General features: G+C 67.0%; 15 protein-coding genes. 4 read left to right on the top strand and 11 right to left on the bottom strand.

Annotation, left to right across the window (positions count from 1 at the left end; all coding sequences use genetic code 11):
* Nucleotides 1-69 precede the first annotated feature (69 nt).
* Nucleotides 70-951 (top strand): RecB family exonuclease, encoded by an 882-nt coding sequence (locus tag DFQ14_RS16310; RefSeq protein WP_114454155.1) that lies wholly within the window; start codon nt 70-72, stop codon nt 949-951.
* Between the two features lie 55 nt (nt 952-1,006).
* Nucleotides 1,007-1,798: a thioesterase family protein gene (locus DFQ14_RS16305; RefSeq protein WP_246195608.1), complete on the top strand. Its 792-nt coding sequence runs from the start codon at nt 1,007-1,009 to the stop codon at nt 1,796-1,798.
* Between the two features lie 155 nt (nt 1,799-1,953).
* On the opposite strand, the gene DFQ14_RS16300 is transcribed toward DFQ14_RS16305, so the two are convergent.
* From DFQ14_RS16300 to DFQ14_RS16285, 4 genes are all read right to left on the bottom strand, one after another.
* On the bottom strand, nt 1,954-2,802 hold the full coding sequence (locus DFQ14_RS16300) for a VOC family protein (RefSeq protein ID WP_114454153.1): 849 nt from the start codon (nt 2,800-2,802) through the stop codon (nt 1,954-1,956).
* A gap of 169 nt (nt 2,803-2,971) precedes the next feature.
* Entirely contained in the window at nt 2,972-3,844 is an 873-nt protein-coding gene (gene hisG / locus DFQ14_RS16295; RefSeq protein WP_114454152.1) for an ATP phosphoribosyltransferase, read from the bottom strand.
* 32 nt (nt 3,845-3,876) lie between these two features.
* Nucleotides 3,877-4,140, bottom strand: coding sequence for a phosphoribosyl-ATP diphosphatase (locus DFQ14_RS16290; RefSeq protein WP_114454151.1), 264 nt, complete (start codon nt 4,138-4,140; stop codon nt 3,877-3,879).
* Nucleotides 4,137-4,928, bottom strand: coding sequence for an HAD family hydrolase (locus DFQ14_RS16285; RefSeq protein ID WP_257233747.1), 792 nt, complete (start codon nt 4,926-4,928; stop codon nt 4,137-4,139). Before DFQ14_RS16285 ends, DFQ14_RS16290 begins: the two co-directional genes overlap by 4 nt.
* Before the next feature lie 128 nt (nt 4,929-5,056).
* On the opposite strand from DFQ14_RS16285, the gene DFQ14_RS21915 reads away from it, so the two are divergent.
* Complete coding sequence (locus tag DFQ14_RS21915) at nt 5,057-5,209, top strand: hypothetical protein (protein ID WP_158546712.1); 153 nt, start codon at nt 5,057-5,059, stop codon at nt 5,207-5,209.
* Nucleotides 5,206-6,087: a PAC2 family protein gene (locus tag DFQ14_RS16275; protein ID WP_114454149.1), complete on the top strand. Its 882-nt coding sequence runs from the start codon at nt 5,206-5,208 to the stop codon at nt 6,085-6,087. The genes DFQ14_RS21915 and DFQ14_RS16275 overlap by 4 nt, the downstream gene beginning before the upstream one ends.
* A 36-nt stretch (nt 6,088-6,123) precedes the next feature.
* Here DFQ14_RS16275 and DFQ14_RS16270 read toward each other — a convergent pair whose 3' ends face one another.
* The 7 genes from DFQ14_RS16270 to DFQ14_RS16240 all read right to left on the bottom strand — a co-directional run bounded on the left by DFQ14_RS16270 (nt 6,124) and on the right by DFQ14_RS16240 (nt 13,311).
* Nucleotides 6,124-7,353: a styrene monooxygenase/indole monooxygenase family protein gene (locus DFQ14_RS16270; RefSeq protein WP_114454148.1), complete on the bottom strand. Its 1,230-nt coding sequence runs from the start codon at nt 7,351-7,353 to the stop codon at nt 6,124-6,126.
* Between the two features lie 64 nt (nt 7,354-7,417).
* Nucleotides 7,418-8,014: a GTP-binding protein gene (locus tag DFQ14_RS16265; RefSeq protein ID WP_246195607.1), complete on the bottom strand. Its 597-nt coding sequence runs from the start codon at nt 8,012-8,014 to the stop codon at nt 7,418-7,420.
* Nucleotides 7,989-8,360 (bottom strand): DUF742 domain-containing protein, encoded by a 372-nt coding sequence (locus DFQ14_RS16260; protein WP_114454147.1) that lies wholly within the window; start codon nt 8,358-8,360, stop codon nt 7,989-7,991. Before DFQ14_RS16260 ends, DFQ14_RS16265 begins: the two co-directional genes overlap by 26 nt.
* A gap of 17 nt (nt 8,361-8,377) precedes the next feature.
* Nucleotides 8,378-8,821 (bottom strand): roadblock/LC7 domain-containing protein, encoded by a 444-nt coding sequence (locus DFQ14_RS16255; protein WP_114454146.1) that lies wholly within the window; start codon nt 8,819-8,821, stop codon nt 8,378-8,380.
* Nucleotides 8,818-10,137, bottom strand: a complete 1,320-nt coding sequence (locus tag DFQ14_RS16250) for a sensor histidine kinase (RefSeq protein WP_114454145.1) — start codon at nt 10,135-10,137, stop codon at nt 8,818-8,820. Before DFQ14_RS16250 ends, DFQ14_RS16255 begins: the two co-directional genes overlap by 4 nt.
* Before the next feature lie 139 nt (nt 10,138-10,276).
* A complete protein-coding gene (mshC, locus tag DFQ14_RS16245) occupies nt 10,277-11,512 on the bottom strand; it encodes a cysteine--1-D-myo-inosityl 2-amino-2-deoxy-alpha-D-glucopyranoside ligase (protein ID WP_114454144.1) in 1,236 nt (411 codons plus the stop codon).
* A gap of 113 nt (nt 11,513-11,625) precedes the next feature.
* A complete protein-coding gene (locus tag DFQ14_RS16240) occupies nt 11,626-13,311 on the bottom strand; it encodes a BCCT family transporter (protein WP_114454143.1) in 1,686 nt (561 codons plus the stop codon).
* Nucleotides 13,312-13,416: the final 105 nt, after the last annotated feature.

Here is a 13,416-nt window from a genome sequence, read left to right as displayed (position 1 = left end):
AGCGGCACAGCCCGCCATGTCCTCCGGAGGCGACAGCGACGTCGGAGCCTTCGTTTAGGGTGCTGAACCATGACGGACACGGCACCGACGGAGGCGACCGGCGACAGTACTCGGCGCCGACCGGCGCTCTCGCCGTCGCGGGCAGGTGATTTCAAGCAGTGCCCGCTGCTGTACCGCTTCCGCGTCGTGGATCGGCTGCCGGAGACACCGACACGGGCACAGGTACGCGGCACGGTCGTCCACTCGGCGCTGGAGCGGCTGTTCGCTCTGCCGGTTTCCGAGCGCGACCCGGCACACGCGCGTGAGTTGCTCACACCCGGCTGGGAGGAACTGCTCACGCAGCAACCGGAGCTGGGGACGTTGTTCGACGGTCCCGACGATCCCGAGTTGACGAGCTGGCTGGAATCGGCGAGCACCCTGCTGGATTCCTACTTCGAGCTGGAGGATCCGCGCCGCCTGGAACCCGAGGCGTGCGAACTGAAGGTGGAAACCGAGCTCGACACCGGTGTCCTGCTGCGCGGGTTCATCGATCGGGTCGATGTCGCTCCCACCGGGGAGATCCGGCTGGTCGACTACAAGACGGGAGCGGCCCCGCGCGAGGTCGGGGAAGCCAAGGCCCTGTTCCAGATGAAGTTCTACGCGCTGGTGTTGTGGCGAACTCGCGGCGAGCTCCCGCGCCAGTTGCTGTTGATGTATCTGGCCGACAAGCAGTCACTGGCCTACACGCCGGACGAGGCCGAGTTGCGGCGATTCGAGCGGACCCTGAACGCGATCTGGCAGGCCATTCTGCGCGCGGGACGTTCCGGCGATTTCCGCCCGAATCCGTCGAAGTTGTGCAACTACTGCGACCACAAGCCGCTGTGTCCCGCGCACGGCGGCACTCCCCCGCCCTATCCGGGGTGGCCGGAACCGGATGCGGGCTCCGAAAGCGTGCTGGACCGCACCGACTGAGCGCGCTCCGTGCGACCTCGCCTTCGCAATGAGTTCCCGAACGACAAGGAATGCCGTGAACATCTCGCAGCCCGTCCGAGTTTTCTACGAATCCCTCGGCGAGGGTCGGTATCACGCGACCGAGCACACGGTCGGGCCGTGGTCGGACAAGGCTCAGCACCTGGGTCCCGTCTCGGCGCTGCTGGTACGCGAGTTGGAGAGGTTCCGTCCTCGGCAGGACATGGCGATCAGGCGTGTCGGCGTCGACGTCCTCGGGCCGGTCCCCGTGGGGGAACTGGACATACACACCGAGATGACCCGGCCGGGCCGCTCGGTCGAACTCGTCTCGGCCACGCTGTCCGCGGAGGGTCGGCCCGCCGCCACAGCGCGGGCCTGGCGCATGGTTCGCGGTGACACCACCTCGATCGCGGCCGAGGACACCGAGCCCTTCGACTCCCCGGAAAGCTGGGCACCGATGCCGACGCCCGACGGGTGGACCGGCGGCTACGCGAGCGCGCTGGAATGGCGTATCGCCGACGAGTCGATGCTCGGTACCGGCCACGCGCGAGTGTGGGCACGGCCGAAGATGCCGTTGCTCGGTGGTGAGGAACCCACGGCGCTGCAGCGCCTGTTCGCCGTCGCCGACTGCTCGAGCGGGGTTTCCAGCCGGTTGCGCTTCCGGGAGTGGACGTTCGCCAACACCGATCTGACCGTGCACCTTTCCCGCGAACCGCGGGGCGAGTGGATCGGGCTGGACGCACGGATGGATTCCGGCCCGGACGGGGCCGGGCTCGCGCACAGTACCCTGCACGACACGGCGGGCCCGGTGGGCCGGTCGGCGCAATCCCTGCTTCTCGCTCCGCGATAGGCTCCTCGGTGGCCGCGCCGATCGGTATGGCCGACTGTGTGGCCGCATCGACCGTCGGGGAAGCGGCGTCAGCCGCTTCCTCCGGGTGAGCAACCGGCGCCGCAGCGGGGTTCCGCCACCCGCACCGCGACACGAGCCCACCCGCGTACCCTCTTCTAGTCCCCGTAGGGGTCGTAATTGGCGGCACTGCCGTGATCCCCGGGCGCCTGGGTGGGATCCACCACCGCGAACCGCGCACCGGCGGGATCCCGCAGAACGGAGACACGTCCGAGCTGGGAGTCGTACGGATCGACCCGGACCCGGCCGCCGAGAGAGACGGCCCGGCGGACCAGCTCGTCGGTACCGGTATCCGGCTCCACGCCCAGGTACAGCAGCCAGTGCGGCCGGGTCTCGGTCGTGATGTGATCCCGCAGCATGCTGACCCTGGCCAGTACCGACTCGTCACCGAGGTACCACACCGAATAGTCCGATCTGTTCTCGGCGCCGAACTGCTCGGAGGTGTAGCCGAACAGTTCTTGGAAGAACAGGTCCGCGGTCTGAGCCTTGATGGTCACCAGCTCCGCCCACATGAGGGTGCCCGGCAGTCCCACGTCGAACTGCCAGGAGGACTGGGGCTGGAGAAGCCCGAACTCGGCATCGGAGGGACCGTTGAGCACGACCTTGGCCCCGACGCCGGACACGTGCGTGGTCGGCACCGTCACCGTGGCACCGTGCCTGTCGGCCCGAGTCACGGCCGCAGTGATATCGGCGGTGGCCAGGAACAGGCGCCACTCGCTCGGTCCGCGCGTGGCCGTGCGGATGCTCGCGACCGGGAACCCGTCCCGGAAGGCGATGACGTGGTCCCCGGCCTGCCGGTCCCGGTGGATCTCGTAGGTCCAGCCGAACAGGCCCGCATAGAACTCTCGAGCATGCTCGGGATCGGTCGTGACCAATTCGATCCAGCAGGGCATCCCCGCGTACAACTCCCACCGGGGTGGTGACGAGCCCGGGTCCACGACGCGCATGCTTCTCCGATCACCGTCCAAGATCATGTCCGGCCCATTATGCGTTCCGAAGCCGGCTTACAGGGCGAATTCGATCACGATTCGAGCACACAGTCGATCACGGTGGTGTCGCCCCGCAGCCTCCGCACGCCGCTCGCACTCGGCCGGATCCACCGGCGAGGAATGCCGGTCAGAGGCGGCAAGCGCGGATGTCGGAGGACAGAATCGCCTTCGCTCCCAGTGCCACAAGACGGTCCATGATCGCAGGCGCGTCCTTGCGAGAGACCATCGCACGTACGGCCACCCAGCGTTCGTCGGCCAGCGGAGCCATCGTCGGCGACTCCAGTCCCGGCGTCGTGCGCATCGCCTCGTCGAGCAACTCGCGCGGGCAGTTGTAGTCCAGCATCACGTACTGCTGAGCGAACACGACACCCTGAAGCCGCGCCACCAGCTGCTCCTTGGCCCGCTCCTGGTCCTGCTGCTCCCGGGTACGGTCACCGTCGACACCGGCGCGCTCGACCACCACGGCTTCGGACGTGCAGATCGACTCGCCGAAGGCGATCAAACCGTGCTGGCGCAGCGTACGACCGGACCCGACCACATCGGCGATCGCATCGGCCACACCCAGTTGAATCGAGATCTCGACCGCACCATCGAGCCGGATCACCTCGGCCTGCACCCCGTACCGCGCGAGATCATCGGCCACCAGCTGGGGGTAGGACGTGGCGACCCGCTTGCCCTCCAACGCATCGACGGTCCAGTCCCGGTCGTTCGGCGCCGCGTAGCGAAAGGTCGAACCGCCGAACCCGAGAGAGAGCCGCTCGGACACCGGCGCCCCCGAGTCCAGCGCCAGATCGCGGCCGGTGATCCCGAGATCGAGCTCACCGGAGCCCACGTAGATCGAGATGTCCTTGGGGCGCAGGAAGAAGAACTCGACGTCGTTGGCGCTGTCGAGCACGGTCAGGTCCCGCTGCTCATGGCGCTGCCGGTACCCGGCTTCCGCGAGCATCTCGGAGGCGGCACCGGCCAACGTGCCCTTGTTGGGCACTGCCACACGCAGCATCGGGTTGTTCTCCTCTCACCCGGCGAACCGGTTCACAGGTAGCGGTAGACATCGTCCAAGGACAGCCCGCGTGCGAGCAGGATGACCTGCAGGCGGTAGAGAAGCTGCGACGCCTCTTCGGCCAGCTGTTCATCGGATTGGTACTCGGCGGCGATCCACACCTCGCCTGCCTCTTCGAGAACCTTCTTGCCCTGGGCATGAACCCCGGCATCGAGTGCGGACACCGTCGATGACCCTTCCGGCCGGGACCGGGCTCGTTCCTGCAGTTCGATGAACAGCTCGTCGAAGGTCTTCACGATGCACGATCCTTGCATCCCGTGCCCCGGGGTGCCGACAGTGGTCGGCCGGCGAGCAGTTCACCGAGCGAACCGGCGTCCAACTCGGCCAGAGAGTCGCACCGGACTCCCCCGTCCTCCGGATCCAGAGGAACCTCGCACGGTACGCCGACGACCGCACAGCCCGACGCGACCGCAGCCCGTAACCCGCTCGGCGAATCCTCGATCGCCACGCAGCGGGTGGGCTCGACCCCCAGCGAACGACAGGCCCGCAGGTACGGCTCCGGGTCCGGCTTGTTCCGATCGCCGACCTCGTCGCCGCACACGATGACCTCGAACGCGTCCCGGCCGATGGTCTCCAGGGCGATCTCGGTCAGTGAGCGATAGGTGGAGGTGACCAGAGCCGTGGGAATGCCACGGGCCCGGAGGTCGTGCAGCAACCGGTGCGCTCCCGGTCGCCACGGCAGACCCTGCCGGAACAGCTCGGCGGTGCGCTGCTCGACCCACCGCGCGGCCGCGGTGACATCGCCTTCCCCTGCGGACAGGCCGAGGTCGGTCAGCAGCAGATTCATGCTCCGCCGCATGTTCGAGCCGACCATCAGAGCACGCGTGGCATCGCTGATCACCCCGCCCCGGTGAGACGCGTAGTCGTCCAGTGCGAGCGTCCACAGCTGCTCGGAATCGACCAGCGTGCCATCCATGTCGAACAGCACCGCGGCGAGGTCGGCGGAGGGCTGCGCTGAGCCGTCCGGGGAGATCGCACGCGCCTCATGAACGCGACTCGCCGAAGACGTGCTGGCACCGGGCATGTCGGCCAGGATACGAGGTTCTTCACCCTCTGCAGGCATCGATGTGGCCACTCCCACTGAAGATGTCGCACACTCCGACGGTGGCCACCGCCAGGCGCGGCAGTTTCCTCACGACGTACGCTGACGCGGTGACCGATCGTAACCTGCGCCCTGCCGAACCCCCGCCCGCGAAGCCGACCCCGGCCGGCTCGATCGTGGTGACGGCTTTCGAGCGGTGGAACGATGGGCGGGAGCCGTTCCCGCAACCGTTCCCCTGCTTCGAACACGGGAGGCTGGTATGAGCGAGCTGGATCTGTCCGAGCTCAACAACCCGACCGCGATCCTGGCCTTCGAAGGCTGGAACGACGCCGGCGATGCCGCCAGCACCGCGATCGAGCACCTGCAGCTGACCTGGGATGCGACCCCCTGGACCGAGATCGACCCGGATCCGTACTACGACTTCCAGGTATCCCGCCCCACGGTCCACCTGGTGGACGGAGTCACTCGCCAGGTGACATGGCCGACCACTCGTCTGTCCGTGTGCCGACCGCCCGGGGCGGACAACGACGTCGTGCTGGTGCACGGTATCGAGCCGAACATGCGCTGGCGCGCGTTCTGCTCGGAGCTGCTCTCCCATCTCGAACGGGCCGGTGTTCGTACCGTCGTCACCCTCGGCGCCCTGCTGGCCGATGCCCCGCACACCCGCCCCGTGCCCGTCACCGGTGCCGCTTACGACGCCGAGTCGGCGGAGCGCTTCGGGCTGGAGCGTTCCCGGTACGAGGGCCCGACCGGGATCGTGGGCATCTTCCAGGACGCGTGCGTGCAGGCCGGAATTCCCGCGATCTCCTTCTGGGCGGCCGTCCCGCACTACGTCTCCCAGCCGCCCTCCCCCAAGGCGACTCTGGCGCTGCTGCACCGGGTCGAGGAGACACTCGATCTGGAGGTGCCGCTGAGCAACCTGCCCGAGCAGGCCGAGGAGTGGGAGAACACCGTCAGCGAGATGGCCGACGAGGACGAAGACGTCCGCAACTACGTGCGCGCCCTGGAGGAACGCGGTGACGCCGAGACCGCGCTCACCGAAACCAGCGGCGACACCATCGCGGCGGAGTTCGAACGCTACCTGCGGCGCAGGGGACCCGGCGGGCGCGGGGGCAAAGGTCCGGCCCCCGGTCCCGGCTGAACCGCGGAGGTGGTTCAACCGGGACCTCGTGCCCTCTTACCCCACCTGCTTGAGGTACTCCTCGGCCCGAACGGGATCGAGGAACCAGTTGTCGAAATCCGCCGGGTTGTCGAAGCCGTTGACAAAGCGGGTGCGGATGGTCTCGTTTTCCTGCGCGGCCCCGAAGAGGTTCATCACGTGCTCCGGCGGCGGCTGCAGCATGGTGTTGGTCCACCGGGTGACCGGCTCGGCACGAGACCAGTAACGCTCGAAGGCGTCCTCCATCCACTGCGCATCGAACGGTTGCTCGCCACGCTCGAGGATGCTGTCCAGGTAGGAGGCCGCACACTTGCTCGCGTTGTTGGACCCCTGCCCGGTGATCGGATCGTTGGCGACGACAACATCGGCCATCCCCAGCACGTGTCCACCGGAAGGCAGCTTCGCGACCGGATGCCGCACGACGGGAGCGTAGCCACCCGTGAGGGTTGCCTGCGGGTCGGTCAGTTCCGCATCCTTGAAGCGGTCGTACTCCCACGGGAAGTACTGCCGCATGAGCTCCCGCATCCGGTTCCAGTGCTCGGCCGGGCCGGGACGATCCGACCAGCAGTCCAGCGGGCCACCGGGCAACCCCTCGAAGAACGGGATCTCGCACGGACCGCTCAGCGTGAATCCCGGGATGACGAACAACTCGCCGACACCGGGGACCACGTTGAACCGGACCGCGTCCGCATCGGGATGTTCCGGTCGCCGCCGCCCACCGTGCACATAGGACACCGACAGCATGCGCTGGGGTGCGGTGTAGGGGGACCGCTCCGGGTTCCGATGGAAGAGCTGGACCAGCTCTCCCTTCCCCGCGGCCACCAGAACGAGCTCGTAGTGCTTGATCAACCCGTCCAGATCGGCCGTGGTGACACCGTGAAAGATGGCCTTGCCGCCACGCTCCTCGAACAATTCGAGCCATCCGGCCATCTTGATGCGCTGGTCGATCGACTGGCCGTAGTTGTCCAACCATCCCACCCAGTCGAGAGCGCGGGACCCGTCCGGGCCGGCCAACGACAGGCCGAGGCCCTCGATCTCGGGAGCCTGGTCCTCCCACAGGTTCAGCTTGTGGTCACGCTCGTGCTGCAGGGCGGTGTGAAACATCGCCTGGGTGGACATGACCCGGCCACCCCGGATCTCCTCGGGAGTCCGTGCGGACATCACCGTCACGTCGTAATCGTGGTCCAGCAGGCTGAGTCCCAGTTGCAGGCCCGCCTGCCCCGCACCGATGATGAGGATCTTGCGCATCCTTGGTCACCTTCCCTCATTGCCGGTGCCGCCGTTCGAGTTCCGCACGCTGCCCTCGGGCGGCTCAGGCGGCTCCATGCGTCACATTCAACCGCATCGTGTAGGAAACAAGATCACGAAGAGCGTCCACAGTGGACGCTGTGTCTCGAGCGTCGCAGGTCACCAGCGGGACATCCGGCCCCAGCGCCAGTGCCTCCCGGACCTCGGAGAGATCATGGGTGAGTTCCCCCTCGAACAGATTCAGCGCGACGATGAACGGGACGTCCGAATCGTGTTCGAAGTAATTGATCGCAGCAAAGGATTCCTGCAGACGGCGGGTGTCCACCAGCACGATCGCACCGAGTGCACCACGGGAGAGATCGTCCCACAAAAACCAGAAACGCGACTGGCCCGGCGTGCCGAACAAGTAGAGCATGAGATCCGAATGCAGCTCGATGCGCCCGAAATCCATGGCGACCGTCGTGGTCGTCTTCTCGGTTTCGGGGTCGATCTCGTCGATCCCCTCGCTGGCCTCGGTCATCCATGCCTCGCTGTTCAACGGAGGCACTTCCGAAACCGAGGAGACGAACGTGGTCTTGCCTACTCCGAAGCCACCCGCGACCACGATCTTCGCCGAGAGCATCAACTCGGCGAAGTCATGCGGAGAACTGGTTGAGCCCATCGAGAATCCTCTCGAGGATGGTGTGGTCGTACTGGTAGGAATGCCCGGTCGGATGGATGAAGATGTCTCCGCCGGCGGCCAGATCACTGACCAATACCCGGATCACCCCCAGCGGGATCGTCAACGAGGCCGACAGCTCGGCCAGCGAGACCGGAGTGCGCGCTTGCTCGTACACCGCACGCGATTCGGGCATGAGTGTCTCGGCGAAATCGGCGTCGTAATCCGGCACCGAGATCATCGTCTCGACCAGTAGCTGGTGACGCGTTCGGGTACGCCCCCCGGTGAGGGCGTACGGACGCACCCGGCTACTGCGATTTTCCGTACGGGGCTGCGGATGAGTGGCCATCGGGCTTCCTTCGCGGTTCAGTCACGGGGTCGCCGAGCGGTGACCACGCGGCGCAGGTCGGCACGCACCTCGGGAGTCAGAGCGTGCCCGGTGTTTTCCACGAACTGCGTCATCTCGTAGGCCACAACTCGCATTTCCGCTTCCGAGGAGGTCAGCACCGCCAGGCACGCACCGGACCCGATTCCCATGAACAGGAAGTAACCCTGACTCATCCGGATGATGATCTGCTCACAACTGCCCTTGTCGAACAGGACAGCACTGTTGTGGGCAAGGCTGAGCAAACCACTGGAGATCGCCGCGAGTTGTTCGGCATCGTCCGATCCCACCGTCGAGGATGCCGCGAGCGGTAGTCCGTCAGCGGACAGGATCAGCGCATGGGTCACGCCGTGGACCCGGCCGACGAAGTCGTCGACCAGCCAGTCGAAATCCTGCGGGTATGCGTTGCCGTCTGCCGCCGTCACTGATCGTGTCCTTCGGCTGTGTCGGTACGGGATTGGTTCTCGGCATGAGCGGCCTGCTCACCCGCGGCGAAGGCACCGAGGTCGGCGAGCAGTTGCTCATGACCGGCGCGCTGGTCCTGCTCGTCGGATTCGCCCGAGCCACCGGACCCGTCGGTCTCGGGCGCAGGGGGCGGCCAGGTTATCGACGGTTCCTTCAAGCTCTGCGGCACCCGGCGGGGTAGCCCGTTGGCCGTCGTCGCGGAATCCGTCGACGTGGAATGCTGCTCGGGCTTTCCTGCCCGAGGCTCCTGCGCCGGAAAGCCGTTCGAATCGGCGGAGACCATTTCCGATTCCTGCCCCACGCCGGACGCGATGGAACCCCGGCTCTCGGCGCCGGGCCGGGAACGTGCCTGCTGGAGTGCTGCGGCAACCCCGGACGTGCGTGGCTTCGATCCGGCATCCGCAGCGGCGCCCCCGGCAGGACTCGCTCGCCGGCGCGTGGAAGCCACGGTGCCCTGAACCAGCGCAGGTGGCAGCAGGACCGAAGCAGTGGTGCCGTGCGGCGCCCGCCGGGCCAACCACACGCGAACATTGTGCCTGGCGGACAGCCGCCGCACCACCGCGAGCCCCATGTGCTGCACCGCGTTGCGGTCCAGCACCGGTGCGCTGGCCAGCCGCTCGTTCAGCGCGGACAGGCGTGCCGCGGGCAGCCCGATACCCGAGTCCTCGATGCGCACCATGACGCTGCCCTGCTCGGTGAGGTGTGCGCTGACGGTCACCGCGGAATTCGGGGGTGAGTGAGTCGTGGCGTTGTCCAGCAACTCGGCGAGCAACCTGCTGACATCGTCGGCGGCGAACCCCACCACGCCGAGAGTGGCGATCTTGCCCAGTTCGATCCGCGTGTAGTGCTCGATCGAGGACATACCCGCACGGATCACATCGACCAGCGGAGACGTCTCGGCGTGGCTGCCACCGGCGTCGCGCCCGGCCAGCACCCGGAGGTTCTCCCCGTTGCGCCGTAGACGAGTCGCGAGGTGGTCGAGTTTGTACAGCCGTGCGAGCGTGTCGGGATCGTCCTCGTCGGACTCCATCTGCTCGAGTTGCTCCAGCAGCGAATCCACGAGGTTGAGATCGCGCAGAGCCACGCTCGAACACACCCCTGCCAACACTTCCTGCGAACCCGTTTCCCGGGCGGTCGGGGAGCCGACCAGTTGGCTCACGGTCTCGCGGGACCGCTGCAACCACTGCCGGGTGGATCCTTCCCACCGTTGCTTGGTCGCGGGGTCCAGTAGTGATTTGCGGGAGCGTTCGAGCATGTCCCGGAGTCGAGTCACCATGGCACCTCGCCATCCGCGCGCGCGGCGCCGATTCCGGCTGTGTGCGGAGTCATGGGCAAGATCCAATCAGACGGCACCGGGAAAGTCCATGCGGGGGGATCACCCCGGCGGTGGCGCATTCGAGCCCGTCGACGAGCAGTTACAGGCGAACACCGAGCAGGGCGTCCACGGCGTCGCGCATCACCGCCGGGGCGTGGTGATCGTCACCACGGCCGCTCAGCACCTCGTCGACCCAGGCATCCACCGCCTGGAGGGCACGTTCGGTGTCGAGATCGTCGGACAGCCGTTCCCGAAGCCCGGCCACCGCCTGCTCCGCAACCGGCCCGGACTCCGCCTTGACCGCCTGGCGCCAGCGCGCGAGTCGGGCAGCGCCTCCGGTGAGCACATCGGCCGTCCACGAACGGTCACTGCGGTAGTGCCCGTCGAGCAGCGCCAGACGGATGGCCATCGGATCGACCCGGTCCCCGCGCAGCCGGGAGACGAAAACGAGGTTGCCCTTCGACTTCGACATCTTCGCACCGTCCAGTCCGACCATGCCCGTGTGGGAATAGTGGCGCGCGAACGGATACTCACCGGTGAGCGCCTCGGCATGGGCGGCGCTGAACTCGTGGTGCGGGAACGCCAGGTCCGAGCCACCTCCCTGGAGGTCGAATCCGATCCCCAGCCGGTTGAGCGCGATGGCCGAGCACTCGAGGTGCCACCCCGGGCGGCCGGCACCGAGCTCGGAATCCCAGGACGGTTCTCCGGGCCTGGCCATGCGCCACAGCAGGGCATCCAGAGGGTGCTCCTTGCCCGCGCGGTCCGGGTCTCCTCCGCGGTCGGCGTAGACCGCCTCCATATCCGCCCGGCTGTAGTGCGATTCGTAACCGAGCCTGCCCGTGGCGTTGTACCGGAAGTAGACATCCGGGTACTCGTCGTCGAGCCGGTAGGCCGCACCGGAGGAGAGCAGCTTGCCGACCGCTTGCACGATCTCGGGCATCGCCTCGACCGCACCGATGAAGTCTCCCGGCGGAAGTACCCGCAGAGCTTCCATGTCCTCACGGAACAGGGCGGTTTCACGCATGCCGAGCACGATCCAGTCCTCGTTGTCCCGCTCGGCCCGCTCCAGCAACGGATCGTCGATGTCGGTGACGTTCTGCACGTAGTGCACGTCGTGGCCGTTGTCCCGCCAGATGCGGTGCACCAGGTCATAGGCCAGGTAGGTGGCGGCGTGCCCGAGATGGGTCGCGTCGTAGGGAGTGATACCGCACACGTACATCCGCGCCTGCCGACCCGCTCCGGTGGGGCGGATCTCACCGGTGGCGGTGTCGAACAGCCGCAGGGGGCGCGGTGTACCGGGCACGCTGGGAACGGGAACCGACGACCAGGGTTGCATGCGCCCGAGCCTAGATGAAGAGGGCGGCAAGCTCGCTCGGGTGGTTGCTCCAGCCACCGCTTCCACCGGGCACGGACCGCCGGGCGCCGGCCTCGTCCCGCCGCGGCACCGGCTCACCGCTGCGGCGGTGAGCCGGTGTCCTCCTCCGCGCTCTCGGTCGAACCGGTCTCGGCCTCCCGCTCGGCGACATCCGTGCGGGTACTGCTGGAACCCCTGGAGCGCATGGTTTCCGCTCGCATGGCAACCAGCGGACTCGGTTCCCGGGTACCCGCGAGTACGCCCCGCTCGGAAGCCAACCCGCGCCATATCCCGATGCACATCACCAGCAGCACGATGCAGAAGGGCAACCCGGCCACGATGGAGGCCGCCTGCAGGGCGCTGAGTGCGTCCGCACCACTGACCGCACCCGCGGCCAGCAGAATGGCCGCGATCACCCCCTCCAGCACGGCCCAGAACAGGCGCTGCTGCCACCTCGGATGCGGATCCCCGCCATTGGTCAGGATGTCGACCACCAACGACCCGGAGTCCGAGGAGGTGGCGAAGAACAACACGACCACGACGATCACGACCACGGAGGAGAGCACGGTCAGCGCCTGCGGGATCGGTAATTGCTGCAGCAGCGAGAACATCGCGGTCTCGGCACCGGCTTCGGCCAGCGGGTTGTCGGGATTGCGCAGCAGCGAGCGCAGTGCCGCGTCACCGAAGACCGTCAGCCACACCATGGAGGCACCGACCGGCGCGAACAGTGCCCCGGCGATGAACGACCGGATGGTGCGGCCGTAGGAGATCCGGGCGATGAACATGCCGACGAACGGTGACCACGAGATCCACCAGCCCCAGTAGAACAGCGTCCAGGAGGCCTGCCATTCCTGGGCCGCGTTGTTTCCCGGATACGTCTCGAAGCTGGTGACCGGCAGATTCTGCAGGTATGTTCCGATGTTCGCCGCCAGCGCATTGAGCAGGTCCCGCGAGGAGGCGAACCCGAACACGAACACCATCAGTGCCAACGCGAGCCAGAGATTGATCAGCGAGAGGTTCCGGATCCCCTTGTCGATACCGAGCATCACCGACACGACCGCGATGGACGTGATCGCCAGAATCAACACGATCTGCAGGAACGTCGTATTCGGTATGCCGAACAGCGCTTCGAGCCCGGCTCCGACCTGCTGACCGCCCAGTCCCAGCGAGGTCGCGAGCCCGAACAGGGTTCCGAACACCGCGAGGATGTCGATGGTGTTGCCGAGCCATCCGTAGAGCCTGTCGCCGATCAGCGGGTACAAGGCGGCGGCGGGGCGCAACGGGAGTCCCTTGCGGAAAGCGAAGTAGCCCAGCGCCAGGCCGAGAACGATGTAGATCGCCCACGGGTGCAGACCCCAGTGGAAGAACGTCAGGTTCATCGCCTGCGGGACCGCTTCCCGGGTACCGCCCTCACCGACCGGGGGGTTGAGGAAATGCGTCACCGGCTCGCTGACCGCGTAGTACACGAGTCCGATTCCCATACCGGCGGTGAACAACATGGCGAACCAGGCCGTGTTGCCGTATTCCGGTGTGGAATCGGGAGGACCGAGCCGGATGGTTCCGTATCGGCTGATCATGATGAGGAGGACGAAAATCAGAAAGAAACTCGCGGCGATGATGTAGAGCCATTCGAAATTCGTCGTGATGAAACTGTTCACCGCGCCGGCCACCGTGGCGACATTGGCCGGGGCGAGCACACCCCACAGTACGAAGGCCAGGGTCACGAGCGCCGAGATGACGAACACCGGCGGATTCGTGTGTGTCTTGAGGTACTGGACCATTGCGGCTCACCTCTCCGAGTGCCGCTTTCGAGAGTCTGCGACGAATCTGCGCGGCCGGTGCCGCCGATGCGGCGCCGCGTCCCTCTGTGCCACCACCTGTTCAGG

Source organism: Halopolyspora algeriensis, from assembly GCF_003337235.1.
Lineage (GTDB): Bacteria > Actinomycetota > Actinomycetes > Mycobacteriales > Pseudonocardiaceae > Haloactinomyces > Haloactinomyces algeriensis.
This window is presented reverse-complemented; position numbering and strand designations above follow the sequence as displayed.

Bases quoted from the DNA above. Each gene is read 5' to 3' on its own strand.
- DFQ14_RS16310 (WP_114454155.1), top strand. From the start codon at position 70: ATGACGGACACGGCACCGACGGAGGCGACCGGCGACAGTACTCGGCGC.
- DFQ14_RS16300 (WP_114454153.1), bottom strand. From the start codon at position 2,802: ATGCGCGTCGTGGACCCGGGCTCGTCACCACCCCGGTGGGAGTTGTAC.
- hisG (WP_114454152.1), bottom strand. From the start codon at position 3,844: ATGCTGCGTGTGGCAGTGCCCAACAAGGGCACGTTGGCCGGTGCCGCC.
- DFQ14_RS16285 (WP_257233747.1), bottom strand. From the start codon at position 4,928: ATGCCCGGTGCCAGCACGTCTTCGGCGAGTCGCGTTCATGAGGCGCGT.
- DFQ14_RS16275 (WP_114454149.1), top strand. From the start codon at position 5,206: ATGAGCGAGCTGGATCTGTCCGAGCTCAACAACCCGACCGCGATCCTG.
- DFQ14_RS16270 (WP_114454148.1), bottom strand. From the start codon at position 7,353: ATGCGCAAGATCCTCATCATCGGTGCGGGGCAGGCGGGCCTGCAACTG.
- DFQ14_RS16265 (WP_246195607.1), bottom strand. From the start codon at position 8,014: ATGGGCTCAACCAGTTCTCCGCATGACTTCGCCGAGTTGATGCTCTCG.
- DFQ14_RS16260 (WP_114454147.1), bottom strand. From the start codon at position 8,360: ATGGCCACTCATCCGCAGCCCCGTACGGAAAATCGCAGTAGCCGGGTG.
- DFQ14_RS16250 (WP_114454145.1), bottom strand. From the start codon at position 10,137: ATGGTGACTCGACTCCGGGACATGCTCGAACGCTCCCGCAAATCACTA.
- mshC (WP_114454144.1), bottom strand. From the start codon at position 11,512: ATGCAACCCTGGTCGTCGGTTCCCGTTCCCAGCGTGCCCGGTACACCG.
- DFQ14_RS16240 (WP_114454143.1), bottom strand. From the start codon at position 13,311: ATGGTCCAGTACCTCAAGACACACACGAATCCGCCGGTGTTCGTCATC.